At 63.7% G+C, this 16,211-nt stretch carries 14 protein-coding genes and 1 pseudogene; 4 read left to right on the top strand and 11 right to left on the bottom strand.

Annotated elements, in window-relative coordinates:
- Positions 1–48: 48 nt before the first annotated feature.
- From PSH59_RS11175 to PSH59_RS11160, 4 genes are read right to left on the bottom strand one after another with little or no spacing between them, the layout of a single operon-like run.
- A complete protein-coding gene (locus tag PSH59_RS11175) occupies positions 49–465 on the bottom strand; it encodes an SRPBCC family protein (RefSeq protein WP_248082674.1) in 417 nt (138 codons plus the stop codon).
- Positions 466–520: 55 nt separating this feature from the next.
- A complete protein-coding gene (locus PSH59_RS11170) occupies positions 521–1,816 on the bottom strand; it encodes an FAD-binding oxidoreductase (protein WP_305395055.1) in 1,296 nt (431 codons plus the stop codon).
- Positions 1,813–2,901 (bottom strand): polyamine ABC transporter substrate-binding protein, encoded by a 1,089-nt coding sequence (locus PSH59_RS11165; protein ID WP_248082676.1) that lies wholly within the window; start codon positions 2,899–2,901, stop codon positions 1,813–1,815. The genes PSH59_RS11170 and PSH59_RS11165 overlap by 4 nt, the downstream gene beginning before the upstream one ends.
- Before the next feature lie 23 nt (positions 2,902–2,924).
- Positions 2,925–4,283 carry a glutamine synthetase family protein gene (locus PSH59_RS11160; protein ID WP_305395054.1) on the bottom strand — a complete coding sequence of 453 codons (1,359 nt, stop codon included), beginning with the start codon at positions 4,281–4,283 and terminating at the stop codon, positions 2,925–2,927.
- Between the two features lie 138 nt (positions 4,284–4,421).
- Here PSH59_RS11160 and PSH59_RS11155 point away from each other — a divergent pair, with 138 nt between their 5' ends.
- Entirely contained in the window at positions 4,422–5,318 is an 897-nt protein-coding gene (locus PSH59_RS11155; protein WP_248082679.1) for a helix-turn-helix domain-containing protein, read from the top strand.
- 49 nt (positions 5,319–5,367) lie between these two features.
- On the opposite strand, the gene PSH59_RS11150 is transcribed toward PSH59_RS11155, so the two are convergent.
- Genes PSH59_RS11150 through PSH59_RS11140 form a run of 3 tightly spaced genes read right to left on the bottom strand, consistent with a single transcriptional unit; the run spans position 5,368 to position 8,491 of the window.
- Positions 5,368–6,471 (bottom strand): acetoin dehydrogenase dihydrolipoyllysine-residue acetyltransferase subunit, encoded by a 1,104-nt coding sequence (locus PSH59_RS11150; protein ID WP_305395053.1) that lies wholly within the window; start codon positions 6,469–6,471, stop codon positions 5,368–5,370.
- Entirely contained in the window at positions 6,468–7,487 is a 1,020-nt protein-coding gene (locus tag PSH59_RS11145) for an alpha-ketoacid dehydrogenase subunit beta (protein WP_248082683.1), read from the bottom strand. The genes PSH59_RS11150 and PSH59_RS11145 overlap by 4 nt, the downstream gene beginning before the upstream one ends.
- A gap of 23 nt (positions 7,488–7,510) precedes the next feature.
- A complete protein-coding gene (locus PSH59_RS11140; RefSeq protein WP_305395052.1) occupies positions 7,511–8,491 on the bottom strand; it encodes a thiamine pyrophosphate-dependent dehydrogenase E1 component subunit alpha in 981 nt (326 codons plus the stop codon).
- Between the two features lie 309 nt (positions 8,492–8,800).
- Between PSH59_RS11140 and PSH59_RS11135 the strand changes: the two genes are divergently transcribed.
- On the top strand, positions 8,801–10,663 hold the full coding sequence (locus tag PSH59_RS11135) for a sigma-54-dependent Fis family transcriptional regulator (RefSeq protein ID WP_305395051.1): 1,863 nt from the start codon (positions 8,801–8,803) through the stop codon (positions 10,661–10,663).
- 44 nt (positions 10,664–10,707) lie between these two features.
- Here the strand turns inward: PSH59_RS11135 and PSH59_RS11130 are convergent, their stop codons facing one another.
- Positions 10,708–11,487, bottom strand: a complete 780-nt coding sequence (locus tag PSH59_RS11130; RefSeq protein ID WP_248082700.1) for an acetoin reductase — start codon at positions 11,485–11,487, stop codon at positions 10,708–10,710.
- 190 nt (positions 11,488–11,677) lie between these two features.
- Here PSH59_RS11130 and PSH59_RS11125 point away from each other — a divergent pair, with 190 nt between their 5' ends.
- Positions 11,678–13,825: a TonB-dependent siderophore receptor gene (locus PSH59_RS11125; protein WP_305395050.1), complete on the top strand. Its 2,148-nt coding sequence runs from the start codon at positions 11,678–11,680 to the stop codon at positions 13,823–13,825.
- Here the strand turns inward: PSH59_RS11125 and PSH59_RS11120 are convergent.
- From PSH59_RS11120 to PSH59_RS11110, 3 genes and pseudogenes are all read right to left on the bottom strand, one after another.
- Positions 13,815–14,057 (bottom strand): annotated as a pseudogene (locus PSH59_RS11120) (MFS transporter); the annotation flags it as partial. The gene PSH59_RS11125 and the pseudogene PSH59_RS11120 overlap by 11 nt on opposite strands.
- A gap of 32 nt (positions 14,058–14,089) precedes the next feature.
- Positions 14,090–14,527, bottom strand: a complete 438-nt coding sequence (locus tag PSH59_RS11115; RefSeq protein WP_305395049.1) for a carboxymuconolactone decarboxylase family protein — start codon at positions 14,525–14,527, stop codon at positions 14,090–14,092.
- 126 nt (positions 14,528–14,653) lie between these two features.
- A complete protein-coding gene (locus PSH59_RS11110) occupies positions 14,654–15,562 on the bottom strand; it encodes a LysR family transcriptional regulator (protein ID WP_305395048.1) in 909 nt (302 codons plus the stop codon).
- Positions 15,563–15,777: 215 nt separating this feature from the next.
- On the opposite strand from PSH59_RS11110, the gene PSH59_RS11105 reads away from it, so the two are divergent.
- Positions 15,778–16,176 (top strand): helix-turn-helix domain-containing protein, encoded by a 399-nt coding sequence (locus PSH59_RS11105; protein ID WP_248082713.1) that lies wholly within the window; start codon positions 15,778–15,780, stop codon positions 16,174–16,176.
- Positions 16,177–16,211 lie beyond the last annotated feature (35 nt).

Genomic DNA, 16,211 nt, shown 5'->3' with positions numbered 1-16,211 from the left:
TGGGAGGGCCTGCTCCCACCGGTGTGCGGCATTGCCTGTCAGATCGGCTCAGGCCGGGAAATTTGCGCGCAGCGCCTCGAGCCCACCGCTGTAAACGCCGGCGAACAAGACCTCCGCCTGCGCATCCGTAGTACCCGCCGACGGGGTGAATACGCCGGACCACGTGACCTTCGCCGACGATTCCGTCAGCGCCTCCACCTGCAACGTCGCCAGGTACGCGCTCACCGGAAACGGCGATTGCTCGATCGTGTAGCTATAGGTGCGGGCCACGTTGTCGAAGGTCTGCAAACGCTCCACCACCACGCCGCCGTCGGCGGTCTTGAGGTGACGTACGCGACCGCCTTCGCCCGCTTCGCTGGTGGCGATCAGCGGCAGCCAATCCGGCAGGCTGTTGAAGCCGCCGACGAGTTGCCAGACGGTGTCGGCCGAGACCGGGATTTCAATCACTGCAGATGCTGTTGGCACGGTAAATCTCCAAAAGTCGTAGGAAAATCTCGCTCAGCCTGCCACGCAAAACCCGTCAATGCATCATTTCCCGCAACCGGTACCACAACATGCCCAGCGCCAGCAGCGGCGAGCGCAAGGCTTTGCCCCCCGGAAACGTCATGTGCGGCACCTGGCTGAAGATATCCAGGCCCTGGCTGTGCCCGGCATGAATCGCCTCGGCCAGCAGCCGTGCGCACCAATGGGTCACGTTCAGGCCGTGGCCCGAATAGCCCTGGGCGTAGAACACATTCGGGTACTGCTTCAAGCGCCCCACCTGCGCAAAACGGTTGGCGGTGATGCCGATCATGCCGCCCCACTGGAACGCGATGGCGGTGTCTGCCAGTTGCGGGAATACCTTGAGCAACTTGGGCTGCATATACGCGGCGATGTCCGCCGGATCACGCCCCGAGTAGTGGCAGGCGCCGCCGAACAGCAAGCGACGGTCGGCGGACAACCGGTAGTAATCCAGGCCGACTTTCTGGTCGCACAACGCCAGGTTCTGCGGGATCAGTTGGTTGGCCAGTCCCACTGACAAGGGCTCGGTGGCGATGATGTAGCTGCCCGCGGGAAGCACCTTGCCGCTCAGGCGCGGTTCGAGCTCTTCCAGATGCGCATTGCAGGCCAGCACCAGATGGGTGGCGCGGACTGTGCCGCCCGCACAACGAACCTGCACAGTCTCGCCATGAATCAGCTCCAGCACGTGGCTGTGCTCAAAGATCCGCACCCCCAGTGACTCGGCTACCCGTGCCTCGCCGAGCACCAGGTTCAGCGGGTGCAAGTGCCCGGAGCCCATGTCCACCAGGCCACCGGCATACTGCGTCGAATCCACCACGTCCAACATGTCCCGTGGCCCCACCAGACGGGTTTGATGCGCGTATCCCTGGCGCGCCAGGCGCTCCTGCTCACCCTTGAATGCGGCGAACTGCGCCGGCGTATTGGCCAACTCGCAAAAGCCCCAGCGCAGGTCACAGTCAATTGCGTGTTCGCGAATACGCTCGCCCACCAGCGCCACCGACTCGATGCCGGCGCGCTGCAAATAGGCCACGCCCTCCTCGCCCACATACCTGGCGAACCCCGACACATCGTGGCCAATGCCGCGAATCAGTTGCCCGCCATTGCGCCCGCTGGCGCCCCAGCCGATGCGCCTGGCCTCCAGCAACACCACCGAAAGCCCGCGCTGGGCCAACTCGATGGCGGTGTTGACGCCGGTGAAACCACCACCGATCACACACACGTCAGCCGTCAGGTCGGCGCCCAGACAAGGGTGCTCCGGCATGGCATTGGCCGTGGCCCGGTAATAGGAGCGCACGTGGTCGTCGGACGGCATCATTTATTGGTCTTCACTTTGCTCCAGGCGCGGGTCATCAGGCGCATGGTCGCCGGGGTGGGCGTGGTGGAAATATAGAGTTTGTCGAGCACCTCCTGAGGCGGGTACACCTCAGGGTTGTTCACCAGTTCCGGGTCCATGAACGCCTTGGCCGCCGGGTTGGCGTTGGCGTAACCCACCGAGGCGCTGACCTTGGCGATCACTTCGGGGTCGAGCAGGTAGTTGATAAACGCGTGGGCCTGTTTCGGATTGCCGGCGTCAGCCGGAATCGCCAGCAGGTCGAACCACAGGTTGGAGCCTTCCTTGGGAATCGAGTACGCAATGTTCACCCCATTCTTGGCTTCCTTGGCCCGGTTGGCGGCTTGGAACACATCGCCTGAATAGCCGAACGCCACGCAGATATCACCGTTGGCCAGGTCCGAAATGTACTTGGAGGAATGGAAGTACGTGATGTACGGGCGCAGGGTCAGCAGTTTGGCTTCGGCTTCCTGATAGTCCTTGGGGTTCTCGCTGCGCGGGTCCTTGCCCATGTAGTTGAGGATCGCCGGGAACAGCTCATCCGCCGAGTCGAGGAAGGCCACACCGCATTGATTGAGCTTCTTGATGTTTTGCGGCTCGAACAACACCGCCCACGAGTCGATATGGTCGATGCCCAGCACCTGCTTGACCTTGTCGACGTTGTAGCCGATGCCATTGGTGCCCCACAGGTACGGTACCGAGTGCGCATTGCCCGGGTCGTTTTTCTCCAGCAGCTTGAGCAGCTTGGGATCGAGGTTCTTGAAGTTGGGCAACTGCGCACGGTCAAGCTTGAGGAACGCGCCGGCCTTCACCTGACGCGCCAGGAAGTGGTTGGACGGCACCACCACGTCGTACCCGGTGCGGCCCGCCAACAACTTGCCCTCCAGGGTTTCGTTGGAGTCGAACACGTCATAGATCACCTTGATCCCCGTTTTGGCCTGAAAATCAGCCAGGGTGGTCTCGCCGATATAGTCGGTCCAGTTGTAGACACTCACCGTTTGTGCCGCTTGGCCGGTGCTGCTGAACGCGGCCACCAGAGCCAGCGGGAGAAGCTTGTTCACAAGACGCATATCGACACCCCTTATTGGTTTTTTTAGACGCTCAACAGCAGGAACTCACGCTCCCAGGAACTGATCACCCGCTTGAAATTCTCATGCTCGGCACGCTTGACCGCCACATAGCCGCGCACGAATTTGTCGCCCAGGTAGCGCTTGACCGTTTCGCACGCTTCCATGCGCGCCAGCGCATCTTCGAGGGTCAGCGGCAAACGCAGGTTGCGGCGCTCATAGGCACGGCCTTGCACCGGCGCGCTGGGGTCGATCCGCTCAATCATGCCCAGGTAACCGCACAGCAGGCTCGCGGCAATCGCCAGATAAGGGTTGGCATCGGCGCCCGGCAGGCGGTTTTCCACGCGCATGGCGTCGGGGCTGCTGGTGGGCACGCGCAGGCCAACGGTGCGGTTCTCTTCGCCCCACTCCACATTGACCGGGGCCGAGGTGTCGGGCAAGAAGCGCCGGAACGAATTGACGTTGGGCGCGAACATTGGCAGCAGCAGGGGGATGTACTTCTGCAAACCGCCGATGTGGTGCAAAAACAGCGGGCTCATGGCGCCGTCGGCATCGACGAACACCGGTTTTCCGGTGGCGATGTCCACCACGCTCTGGTGCAGGTGCATGGCGCTGCCCGGTTCGTCGGCCACCGGTTTGGCCATGAAGGTGGCCGCCACGTTGTGCTTGAGCGCGGCCTCGCGCAGGGTGCGTTTGAACACGGTGATCTGGTCGGCCAGGTCCAGGGCGTCACCGTGGCGAAAATTGATTTCCATCTGCGCCGGGCCGTCTTCGTGGATCAGCGTGTCGAGGTCCAGACCCTGGGCTTCGCACCAGTCGTAGACGTCTTCGAACAGCGGGTCGAATTCGTTGGCCGCGTCGATGGAAAACGACTGACGGCCGGTTTCGGCTCGGCCGGAGCGTCCCACCGGGGTCTTGAGCGGCAGGTCCGGGTCTTCGCAGCGCTGGGTCAGGTAGAACTCCATTTCCGGCGCCACGACGGGCTGCCAGCCCCGGTCGGTGTAAAGCTGCAAGACTTTTTTCAGCACGTTGCGCGGCGACAGCTCGATGGGGTTGCCGCTCTTGTCGAAGGTGTCGTGGATCACAATCGCGGTGGGCTCGATGGCCCACGGCACCACGTAGGTGGCGTTGGATACGGGACGGCAGACCATGTCGATGTCGGCCGGGTCGAGCAGGTCGTAGTAGATGTCGTCGTCGACAAAGTCCCCGGTTACCGTTTGCAGCAACACACTTTCCGGCAGGCGCATGCCTCGCTCATGCAGGAACTTATTGGTGGGCGCAATCTTGCCGCGTGCGATGCCAGTCAAGTCACTGATCACGCATTCGACTTCGGTAATCTTGTGTTCTTTCAGCCAGGTGGACAGCTGATCGAAGGGGGCGTTCATAAGGACCTCGTCATGGGATGGGAGCTGCGCCGCCTTGTACTCGCGGCGCATTGAGGTCTATCTTGAGCCAGCTTTCACACGCCATCTATCCACTTTGCGCCAACCACAACGCACCAATAGAGTGCGCCCAGGTTCCCCATGACACAGGCAACAGCTTTGCGCGTACAGGCCTTCTCCACCGGTGATGTCGCCGCCCAATGCAGCGCGACACCGGGCTGGGTGCAACAGTACCAGCAGATGTCACCGGGGCATTTTGCCGGGCGGATCCGCTACCTCGACCTGCAAGGCGTGCAGGTGTACGAAGAATGCATGAACACCCGCGTCGAGCAACATTTCAACGCACCGCCGGGCGCGTTGGCGTTCTGTTTCGATGGCAGCGACAACGCGCTGTACCTGCTCAATGGCGAGAGCCGCAACACCTGGATCACCCCGGAGAACTACCGCGAAGTGGCGGTGGTGTTCGGCGCACAATTCGTGCAGCGCCATGGGTTGGAGATGAACAGGCTCGAAGGCCTGTTCATGGCACCGCTGACCTGCCAACAGAACGTGCTGTTCACGCGCTGGCTCAGTGGCACGCTGACCCGCCTGGCGACACTCACCGACCCGATCAGCCGCGACGCCCTCACCCGGCAACTGCTCGACGACTGCCTGTTTATCCTCGACAACACCTGCGTAGGCCTGGATCGCAGCGCTTTGCACAAGCGCAGCGCGGAACGCCAGTTGATGGCGCGCATCGGTGAATGGGCCGCCGATGCGCCGGATGAAACCGTCAACCTGCTGCAACTGGCGCAGATCGCTGGTGTGCCGCTGCGTCAGTTACAGCAAGGCTTCAAGACCTACACCGGCATGAGCCCGGCGCAGTGGTTGCGCTTGCGCCGGTTGAACGGCGCGCGACGTGAATTGTTGAATGCGGCCGGGGCGACGGTGGCCGAAGTGGCGATGAATTGGTCGTTCTGGCATTTGGGGCGGTTTTCACACAGCTACCGCGCGTTGTTCAAGGAACTGCCCAGCGAAACGTTGAAGCGCTCACTGTGAAAGGCAAGCCAATGCGGGAGGGGCTTGCCCCTCCCCATTGAGCGCATTTTCAGGGCTGAGTGTTGAGGAAGGTTGCGATCAGTTGGTTGACTTGGTCCGCCGCTTCCAACTGCACCATATGCCCCTGCCCCGGCAATATTTCCAGCTGAGCTTCCAACCCCTGGGCATGCCCGGCCGGGATGATTGCGTCGTCACTGCCCCAGATCACCAGGCTTGGCTGTCGACCGACCACATGGCGCAGGTCCGTCATCTGCCGGCCGCCGTCAAACAACCTGGCATTGAGCTGCCGCAACGCCTGATCCACCCCTTCCAGCCGCTTGAACTTGAGCATGTCCTCCAGCATCTGGCGCGTCACCAGCGCCGGGTCGCTGAACAACTGCACCAACTGCGGTTTGAGCGCGTTGCGGTTATTGGCCTCGGCAAACCCGTGCAGGTAATCGCCATTGATGTCCGGCCCCAGGCCGGCGCTGGCGATCAGCGTCAGCGACGCAACGCGACCGGGGGCCTGGTCGGCAACCGTCAGCGCCACCAGCCCACCCATGGAATGCCCGGCCAGGTGCACGCGGTCGAGCTTGAGGTGATCGAGCAGCGCCAGCAGCGCCTGGCTCAGTTCCTGGGCGTCACCCGTTTGCAACTGCTTGCCCGACTCACCATGCCCCGGTAAATCCAGGGCGATTACCCGGCGTTCGGCGGCCAGGGCCGGTTGGTTGAACAGCCAGTTATTCAAGTCGCCGCCAAAACCATGCACCAGCACCAGCGGCGTGCCGCCTTCGCCGAGGTCCAGATAGCGCAGCAAGCGCCCACCTGCCTCGACTTTCTGCGCGCTCGGCCCCGAGGTTTCGGCCTCGGCCGCACTGGAGACAAACCCGGCCTGGAAGCGGTCGATCACTGCATCAATCTCTTGCTCGGTGGCTTCGCCCTCCACCACGATCCCGAGCAACGCGCCCACCGGCAAGGTCTCGTCGCTCAACGCCAGCACCCGGCGCAAGACGCCGCTGAACGGTGCCTCGACACTGCTGGAGATCTTGTCAGTTTCGACGTCGAGCACCTCCTCGCCCTTCTCCACTCGGTCACCCGGCTGCTTGAGCCAGACGTCGATGCGGCCCTCGGTCATCGACAGCCCCCACTTGGGCATGGTCAAGGTATGGATCATGCGGCAGTCCTCTTGTCGGCGATCTTCAGCACGGCGGCTTCGATCTTCGCGGCGTTGGGGATATACAGGTCTTCCAGCGCATCGGAGAACGGCACCGGCGTGTGCGGCGCGGTGACCATTTCAATCGGCGCGCGCAGAAACGCAAACCCCTGCTGCGCCACCAGCGCGCTGATATCGGTGGCGATGGAACAGCGTGGGTTGGACTCGTCGATCACCACCAGACGCCCGGTTTTCTCCACGCTTTCCAGGATGCTGTCCTCGTCCAGCGGGCTGGTGGTACGCAGGTCCAGCACTTCACAGTCGATGCCCTGGCGGGCCAGATTGGCGGCGGCTTCCAGGGCGATGTGCACCATGCGCCCGTAAGTCACCAGGGTCACGTCGCGGCCTTCGCGGACAAAATTGGCTTCGCCGAAAGGGACGGTGTAGAGCTCCTCCGGCACTTCGCCCTGCAGGCTGTAGAGCATCTTGTGTTCGAGAAAGATCACCGGGTCGTTGTCGCGGATCGCCTGGATCAGCATGCCCTTGGCATCGTACGGCGTGGCCGGGCATACCACCTTGAGGCCAGGGATGTGCGTCCACATCGAGGTGAGCATCTGCGAATGCTGGGCGGCGGCGCGCAGGCCGGCGCCGTACATGGCGCGCACGACCAGGGGCGTGGTGGTCTTGCCGCCGAACATGTAGCGAAACTTGGCGGCCTGGTTGAGCAACTGGTCGAGGCAGCAGCCGATAAAGTCGACGAACATCAACTCGCACACCGGGCGCATGCCCCGCGTAGCGGCGCCGACCGCCATGCCCACGTAGCCGACTTCGGACAGCGGCGCATCGAGCACGCGCTCGGGAAATTCCGGGTACAAGCCCTTGGTCACGCCGAGCACGCCGCCCCAGGCGTCTTGTTCACCGGGGGAACCGGTGCCGCCGGACACGTCCTGGCCGATGATGAACACGCTCTGGTCCCGACGCATTTCCTGGGCCAGGGCTTCGTTGATTGCCTGCTGATAAGTGATTTTGCGAGCCATGGAATTCTCTCCGAAGATGAATGTTATGCGCGGTAGGCGACATAGACGTCGCTGAGCAGGTCGGCGGCTTGGGGCTTGGGATCGGACTTGGCCAGGCGCACGGCGTCGTCAATCAACTGCACCACCTCGGCGTCGATGCGCTCGAACTGCGCGGTGTCCAACCAGCCTTCGGCGCTGCAGCGCTGGCGGAACAACACCAGGCAATCGTGGGATTCGCGCAGGTTCTTCACTTCGTCCGGGCCGCGATAGGTTTGCGCATCGCCTTCAAAATGGCCGTAGAAGCGGCTCAACTTGACCTCGACCAAGGTCGGCCCGGCGCCCTCGCGCGCCCGCGCCACCGCCACGCCCAGCGCCTGGTGCACGGCGAAGAAGTCGTTGCCATCGACAATCACCCCCGGCATGCCAAACCCCACGGCACGCTCGGCGATGTCCTTGCAGGCCACCGACCAACCGGAGCCGGTGGCTTCGGCATAGCCGTTGTTTTCGGCGACGAACAGGCACGGCAGGTTCATGATCGCGGCCAGGTTCATCGCTTCGAACACCGCGCCCTCGTTGGAGCCGCCGTCGCCAAAAAACGCCACGGCCACGCCCTGGCTGCCCTTGAGCTTGGCCGCCAGTGCGGCGCCGGCTGCCAACGGTGCACCGGCGCCGACAATGCCGTTGGCGCCGAGCATGCCTTTCTCCTGGTCGGCGATGTGCATGGAGCCGCCCTTGCCGCCGCACACGCCGGTTTTTTTGCCGTAGATCTCGGCCATCATGCCGAACACATCCACGCCCTTGGCGATGCAGTGGCCGTGGCCACGGTGGTTGGAGGCGATGCAATCATCATCGTTGAGGTGGGCCATGACCCCGGCGGCGCTGGCTTCCTGGCCGGCGTACAAGTGCACGAAACCGGGGATCTCGCCGGTGGCGAATTCCACGTGCAGGCGCTCTTCAAACTCACGAATGGTGCGCATCACCGTGTAGGCATGCAGCAGTTGATCGGTGGACAGGTGAGTGGACATCTTGTTGTTCTCCAGGTTGTCTCGACACACAAAAGGCTGGCTGCGGCCAGCTACAGGCCCTTCAGCACAGCCTGTGCCAATGCCTGCAAAAACCTGGCAAAGCCTTGATCCAGAGCAGTGCCACGCGGTTGTGCCGGCGCGCCACGACACCGCAGAATGAGACCGCGCAGCGCAGCATGCAGGTCGCGTCTCGGCTCGCATGAGACGCTGCGTCTCAGCAGCGGCCCTCTGTCAGGGCGCGCTTGTCCCTGTGCGCCGGTGGGCGCTTAATGGCGGGCATAACAACAAAGATCGAGAACCGGAGGCCTTATGCTCGCCGCGAACTCCAGAGAGCACGTCGACTGCGTCAGTCGCGTGGTACGCAATGCCGAGCGCCTGCCCCAGGCGCCAGTGCCGGCGTTGATTTTCGATTCCTGGCGCCGCTCCATGGAACAACACCACCTGGACCCTGGCTCGCTGCAAGGGCCGCGCATCCTCACCGAACCTTTGCTCAAGGAATGCCGCGAACGCGCCGAGCTGTTCATGCGTATCGCCGGTGAAGCCGTCGGGCAACTGCACCACCGCGTACGCCATGCCGATTACTGCGTGATGCTCACCGACGCCCAGGGCCAGACCATCGACCACCGCGTGGACACGGCCATTCGTACCGACTGCCGCAAGGCCGGCCTGTACCTGGGCACCTGCTGGTCGGAAGCCGAAGAAGGCACCTGCGGCGTGGCCACCGTGCTCACCAGCAAGGCCGCGGTGACGGTGCACAAGCGCGACCACTTTCGCGCAGCCTTTATCGGCCTGACCTGCTCCGCCGCACCGATCTTCGACCCTCAGGGCAACCTGCTCGGCGTGATGGACGCCTCGGCGCTCAAGTCCCCGGATGACCGGCGCAGCCAGCACCTGGTACGGCAAATGGTGGCGCAGAGCGCCGAGGCCATCGAGAACGCGTTCTTCATGCACAGCGCCCGCCAGCACTGGGTGCTCCAGGCCCATAGCACGCCAGGCTACGTGGACAGCCAGCCCGACCTGCTGCTGGCGTGGGATCAGGATGGACGCCTGCAGGCCTTGAACAGCAAGGCACGCCAGGCCCTGCGCCTGCGCTTTGGCCAGGTGCCGGCGCATATCGGCGAGGTGTTTGACCTGGATGCGTTGCGCGCGGTTACCGACCAATCGGCGCGCCACCTGCAATGGCGCGGCGCGGCGGACGCCCTGCATGTGCGGGTCAACACCCCGCAGCGCACGCCGCGCCGGGCGGTGCCGGACACCCAGGTCGACCCGCGCGTGGAGGAGCACCTGCGCCTGGCCGTGCGGGTCAAGGACCGCCACCTGCCGGTGCTGGTGCAAGGCGAAACCGGCGCGGGCAAGGAAGTGTTCGCCCGCCAACTGCATGAGCGCAGTGCCCGTCGCACAGGCCCGTTTGTCGCGGTGAACTGCGCGGCCATCCCCGAGAACCTGATCGAAAGCGAGCTGTTCGGCTATGTCGCCGGGGCCTTTACCGGAGCGTCCAGCAAAGGCATGCCGGGGCTGCTGGTGCAGGCCGATGGCGGCACGCTGTTCCTCGATGAAATCGGCGACATGCCGCTGGCCCTGCAAACCCGCCTGCTACGGGTGATGGCCGAAGGCGAAGTGGCGCCCCTGGGCGGGGCCAAGACCCGCACGGTGGATATTCAGGTGATCTGCGCCAGCCACCGCGACCTGGCAGTGCTGGTCAGCGATGGGCGTTTTCGTGAAGACCTGTACTTTCGCCTCGGCTGCGCGCGCTTCTGCCTGCCGCCGTTGCGCGAGCGCACCGACAAGCTGGCGCTGATCAACCGCCTGTTGGCGCAGGAGGCGCGCACCAGCGGGGTGTCGTTGGGTATCGGCCACGCGGCCCTGGAATTGCTGCTCGGTTATGCCTGGCCGGGCAACGTGCGGCAACTGCGCCACGTGCTGGCGTACGCCTGCGCGGTGTGCGAATGCGGCACGCTGCAGGTGGCGGATCTGCCGGTTGAGATTCGCGGTGAGCAGGTGCCGGTGCTGGCCGAACAGAGCGTCAGCCCCGAGCGCCAGCTGGTGCTGGATGCGTTGATTCGGCATCGCTGGAAGCCGTTGCCGACGGCGCAGGCGCTGGGGATTTCCAGGGCGACCCTGTACCGGCGGGTTAACCAGTTGGGCATCGATATGCCCGGCAAAACCAGCTGATACCGTCAGGTCAATCGTGTGGGAGGGGGCTCCTCCCACACGTTTCAGCGGTAGACCAGGCCACCATCGATCAACGGCGACTGCCCGGTCATATAGTCCGCATCGGGTCCCGCCAGGAACGCCACCAACCCCGCCACGTCCTCCGGCGTTTCGGCGCGGCCCAACGCGATGCCATCCACGTACTTCTTGTACGTTGCCCCCACTTCAGCACCGGTGATTTCGGCCATGCGCTTGTCGATTTCAACCCACATATCGGTGCCCACCACGCCAGGGCAATAGGCATTTACCGTGATCCCGGCGCTTGCCAGCTCCTTGGCCGCCGCCTGGGTCAAGGCGCGCACGGCAAACTTGGTGGCCGAATACACCCCTAGCAGCGCAAACCCTTCATGGCCGGCGATGGAGCAGGCGTTGATGATCTTGCCCTTTTGTCCCAGCGCCTTGAATTTCTTGCCGGCGGCCTGGATGCCCCACAACACGCCCTGCACGTTGATCCCCAGGGTGCGTTCGACCTGCTCCGGGCTCACCTCCAGCAGCGCGTCGATCTGCGCCACCCCGGCGTTATTGACGATGATGTCAAAGCCGCCCAAGGTTTGGTGCGCATGCTCCACGGCCGCCACCACCTGTTCACGCCTGGACACGTCGGCGATAAACACCGACGCCTTGCGACCCAGCGCGACCACTTCGGCGGCCACGGCCTGGAGCTTGGCGCCATTGATGTCCACCAGGGCGATATCGGCACCGTCCTGTGCCAGGCGCAGGGCGATCGCCCGGCCGATGCCCTGCCCAGCGCCGGTTACCAGCGCAACTTTTCCCGCGATACTCATGGCTATCTCCTGCAACGTTGAGCAAAGCGTGTCTATCGCAGAGGTACGCAGGGCGCGTCCAGGCGCAACGGGAATCACGTCAAGGCTGAGACGGTACGTCTCAACGCGAACCCTTCTCGAAAACTTGTAAAACCGCGCCAATCTGCCTAGCTTATGCGCCCCCCGCCCTGCGCTTTAAGGCCCTGCCCCCATGGTTTTGCGTTTTCGTCCCGTCGTTACGTCACGTTTCGCCCTCGGCCTGCTGCTCAGCGGCGGTATCGGCAACAGCCTCGCGGCAGACATCGAACTGCCGGCGGTGACGGTCCAGGGCCAGGACGCGTCCGGTTATCGCGCGGACACGGCCTCGGTCGGCGGTTTCGACGAGGCGCCGCTGCTGGACACCCCGGCCTCGATCACCGTGATCAACGCCGCACTGATCAAAGACCAGCAAGCGCGCCTGCTCAGTGAAGTGCTGCGCAACGACGCCTCGGTGGGCGACAGCTATGCGCCAATCGGCTACTACGAAAACTTTGTGGTGCGCGGTTTTTCCCTGAATGCCGCCAGCAGCTACAAGATCAACGGGCGCACCATCACCGGCGAGCAGAATGTCGCCTTGGAAAACAAGCAGCAGGTCGAGGTGCTCAAGGGCCTGGCGGGCCTGCAGAGCGGAATCTCCGAGCCCGGCGGTGTGATCAATTACGTGACCAAGCGCCCGGAGGATGTGCGCGCGGTGACGGTCTCCACCGATGATCGCGGCAGCGGTTACCTCGCCACCGACGTCGGCGGCTGGTTCGGCAGCGAGCAGCAATTTGGCCTGCGTGCCAACGTGGCCCACGAAGACCTCAACGCCTATGTGGAACACGCCAACGGCAGGCGCGACTTTGTGTCCCTGGCCTTTGACTGGAACATCAGCCCCGACGCCGTGCTGCAACTTGACGCCGAGTACCAGAACAAGCAGCAACGCTCGGTGCCGGGTTACCAATTGCTTGGCGGTACCGAGGTCCCCCACCATGCCTCGCCGAAAAAACTGCTGGGCCATCAGAGCGGCTCCAAACAGGTGGGCATTGATGCGCTGAACCTCAACGGCCGGTTCGAATACCGCTTCAGCGACCAGTGGCAAGGCAGCGTCAGCGCCGCGCGCAGCAAGGTGGTGATTGATGACTACAGTTCGTTTGCGTGGGGCGGTGATACCGGCGGCGTCGGCAATACCTTCACCCCCCAGGGCAATTACGATATTTACGATTTCCGCAGCCCCGACGACACCCGCCGCAACGACGAAGTGCAGGCGGCCATGACCGGCCTGTTCGACACCGCAGGCCTGGGCCATGAACTGACCTTCGGCACCAGCGCGTTTCGCCGGGTGATCGACAAGCGCACTGCAGTCAACGAGTGGCTCGGCAGCGGCAACATAGACGCCGATGCACCAACATACGCCCCCACCGATGTGCCGCTCAACGACAGCCATCGCACCCTGGACAGCCGTCAGTACGGCGTGTTCGTCACCGACCGCATGCGCTTCAACGAGCAATGGCAGACCATCCTTGGCGGCCGCGAAGTGCGCCTGGATGAACACGCCTTTGATGGCAGCACTGGCGATCAGACGCGCCATACCCAGCAATACGTGTTCCTGCCCGAGGCCGCGTTGATCTACAAGCCGATCGAGAACATCTCGCTCTACACCCGTTACAACAAGGGCCTGTCCCTGGGCGGCACCGCGCCGTGGTTTGCGACCAACAAGGATCAAACCCTGGCCCCGACCACCTCCCGGCAGATCGAAGCCGGGGTCAAATACGACTGGCGTCGCATCAGCTTCGCCGCCGCCGTGTTCCAGACGCGCCAAGCCTACCAGTACACCAAGCCGGACGGCGTCGGCAACTTCACCTATGTGCAACAGGGCGAACAGAAGAACACCGGCCTGGAACTGTCGGCCAATGGCTGGGCCACCGAGCGCTTGCAGATCGCCACCAGCGTCGCGGCGATCCGCGCGCGGGTCAGCGGCAGCGGCACACCGGCCTACGAAGACCACCAGGCGATCAACGTACCCAAGCTGCGCGCCAGTGTGTACGCCGACTACGCGTTACCCTGGGTCAACGGGCTGGCCGTGCTGGGTGGCGTGCAATACAGCGCCAGGAAGTACGCCAACCGCAGCGGCAACGTCGCAGTGGGGGACTATGCGGTGGTCAACGTCGGCAGTCGTTACACCACCCGCGTCGACGGCTATGAGACGGTGTTTCGCCTGAGCGTCGACAACCTCTTCGACAAACGCTACTGGCGCGACGTGGGCGAATACATGGGCGATGACTACCTGTTCCAGGGCGCACCGTTGACGGCGCGCCTGAGTGCCTCGGTCAACTTCTGAACACCCGCGGCCTCGCCAGGCACAGCGCCGCCAGCCCACACACCAACAGGCTCCAGCCCAGGTCCTGCACCCAGGCCACCAGGGTCAGGCCGGCACCGATGGCCAGGTAATAAAGCAAACCGAACACCGCCGCCGCCGTGCCTAAACGGTCACGGTAGGCCATCAGCGCGGCGCCGAGCACGTTGGGGATCGCCATGCCGAACGCCAGCACCACCAGCAGCATCGGCACCACGCCGCGCGGCTATTTCAAAGCCCGTTAACGGTTTACGTGGGCATCTTGCGAAACCCCACCGCCAGACGGTTCCAGCTGTTGATGGTGGCGATGGCCACGCTCAGGTCGATCTGCCCCTGGGCGCTGAACTCGGCGGCCAGCGCATTGAAGTCTTCGTCCGGGGCGTGGGTGCGGCTGATCAGGGTCAGGCTCTCGGCCCAGGCCAGTGCGGCGCGCTCACGCGGGGTGAAGAACGGCGTTTCACGCCAGGCTGACAGGGTGTACAGGCGACGCTCGGTCTCGCCGCCTTTGCGCGCGTCGGCGGTGTGCATGTCGAGGCAGAACGCACAGCCGTTGATCTGCGACACGCGCAGACGGATCAGTTCCAGCAGAGGCAGTTCGATGGACAGCTTGCCGACGGCGGCTTCCAGCGCAAGCATGGCTTTCATGGCGTCTGGGGAGGCGGTGTAGAAGTCGGTACGCGGTTGCATGGTAATACTCCGGAACGGTGGGAATGGGGGGCCAGACTAGCCACCCGCCCGTGTCGCAGGAATATCCAATTTCGGCGAAGAACAGGTGACCAATGCGGGCCGCTTGATGTGGACGGTGTCGCCCCCCTAAACCTCCCGCGCCATATGCTCCGCGATGCGTGCGCGCAGCCAGCGCTCCGCCGGATCATTGTCGTGCACCCCGCTCCACACCATCGACAACTCCGCCGCATCAATCGCAAACGGTGGGTCCTGCGCGCGCAGCGAGGTGCCCTCGGTCAACGCACACGCCGCGTAATCGGGCACCGTTGCAATGATCTGCGTGCCCGCCAACAGCGCGCGCAACCCGCTAAATTGCGGCACCGCCAGCACCACCCGGCGGGCGCGGCCGATGCGTGCCAGGTCGAGGTCGATATTGCCGCTCAAGTCACCGGAGAACGACACCATTGCATGGGGCCGCGCGCAATAGTCGTCCAGGGTCAGCGGCTCGGCGCCCTCATCACCGCGCAGCACCTTGCACGGGATATCCCGCAGCTTCTTGCGCTTGGCGTTCGCCGGCAATTCGGTGGTGTAACTCACGCCCACCGAAATCTCGCCGCTGGCCAGCAAAGCGGACATCAACAGGTAATTGGCGCGGCGTACCACCACGACGATTCCCGGCGCCTCCTCACGCAGCCGGCTGAGCAACGGCGGGAACAGGCCGAACTCGGCATCGTCCGACAGGCCGATACGGAACACCGCGCAGCTGGTGGAAGGATCGAAATCCTTGGCGCGACTGACCGCTCCGGAGATGGTATCCATGGCCGGCTGCAGTTCCTTGAGTATCGCCAGCGCACGGGGCGTGGGCTCCATGCCCCGGCCGTTGCGCAGCAGTAACGGGTCGTCGAACAAGTCTCGCAAGCGGCCTAACGCCGCACTCACCGCCGGTTGCCCCATAAAGAGCTTTTCGGCGACCCGGGTCAGGTTTTTCTCGAACATCAACGCCTCGAAAATCACCAGCAGGTTCATGTCGACGCGGCGCAGGTCGTTGCGGTTCATGGCGAAATCCATACGGTTGAGCAGCGTTCAGGGAAGCACGCAAACAGCGCTTTGGATTGCACGCCTGTGCTGTCTTTTTTGACAGATTTGAGCCCGTACAGCTGACAAAATTAACAACGATTAACTCGTCAGCCAGACGGTCCGGCAACAAGATAACCGCCATCTACACTGCATCCATTCACCGGGAACGCTCCCATCGACTGCGGATATCTGTCATGGCCCGACTTGAGTACTGCGCCCCCCGTTTACCCGCCACCGGCGGCCTGTGCCCCAGGCGCGAACGCATTGCCAAGCAACTGATCCTCGCCAACCTGGGCGAAAGCCTGGCGATTGCCGACCTGGCCCAGGCCTGTGCGCTGTCGCGAAGCCATTTTTCCCGCGCGTTCAAGTGCAGCACCGGGCTGTCACCCCAGGAATGGATTCGCCAACAGCGTATCCAGCGCGCCAAGGAACTGATCACCCAATCTTCCTTGAGCCTGACGCAAATCAGCCTGGAATGCGGGTTCTGCGACCAGGCGCACTTTTGCCATATGTTCACCCGCAGCGAGGGCGTCAACCCGATGACCTGGCGAAATCACCAACTGCGTCACAAGCTCCAGGAGATCGCTGCCTAGTGGTCTGCATGCGCCTGGCCTATGCTGGCGGCTCC

The sequence above is a fragment of the Pseudomonas sp. FP2309 genome (assembly GCF_030687575.1).
Taxonomy (GTDB): Bacteria; Pseudomonadota; Gammaproteobacteria; order Pseudomonadales; family Pseudomonadaceae; genus Aquipseudomonas.
This window is presented reverse-complemented; position numbering and strand designations above follow the sequence as displayed.

Coding starts and splice junctions, on each gene's coding strand:
- PSH59_RS11170 (WP_305395055.1), bottom strand. CDS start 1,816: ATGATGCCGTCCGACGACCACGTGCGCTCCTATTACCGGGCCACGGCC.
- PSH59_RS11165 (WP_248082676.1), bottom strand. CDS start 2,901: ATGCGTCTTGTGAACAAGCTTCTCCCGCTGGCTCTGGTGGCCGCGTTC.
- PSH59_RS11160 (WP_305395054.1), bottom strand. CDS start 4,283: ATGAACGCCCCCTTCGATCAGCTGTCCACCTGGCTGAAAGAACACAAG.
- PSH59_RS11155 (WP_248082679.1), top strand. CDS start 4,422: ATGACACAGGCAACAGCTTTGCGCGTACAGGCCTTCTCCACCGGTGAT.
- PSH59_RS11150 (WP_305395053.1), bottom strand. CDS start 6,471: ATGATCCATACCTTGACCATGCCCAAGTGGGGGCTGTCGATGACCGAG.
- PSH59_RS11145 (WP_248082683.1), bottom strand. CDS start 7,487: ATGGCTCGCAAAATCACTTATCAGCAGGCAATCAACGAAGCCCTGGCC.
- PSH59_RS11140 (WP_305395052.1), bottom strand. CDS start 8,491: ATGTCCACTCACCTGTCCACCGATCAACTGCTGCATGCCTACACGGTG.
- PSH59_RS11135 (WP_305395051.1), top strand. CDS start 8,801: ATGCTCGCCGCGAACTCCAGAGAGCACGTCGACTGCGTCAGTCGCGTG.
- PSH59_RS11130 (WP_248082700.1), bottom strand. CDS start 11,487: ATGAGTATCGCGGGAAAAGTTGCGCTGGTAACCGGCGCTGGGCAGGGC.
- PSH59_RS11125 (WP_305395050.1), top strand. CDS start 11,678: ATGGTTTTGCGTTTTCGTCCCGTCGTTACGTCACGTTTCGCCCTCGGC.
- PSH59_RS11115 (WP_305395049.1), bottom strand. CDS start 14,527: ATGCAACCGCGTACCGACTTCTACACCGCCTCCCCAGACGCCATGAAA.
- PSH59_RS11110 (WP_305395048.1), bottom strand. CDS start 15,562: ATGAACCGCAACGACCTGCGCCGCGTCGACATGAACCTGCTGGTGATT.
- PSH59_RS11105 (WP_248082713.1), top strand. CDS start 15,778: ATGGCCCGACTTGAGTACTGCGCCCCCCGTTTACCCGCCACCGGCGGC.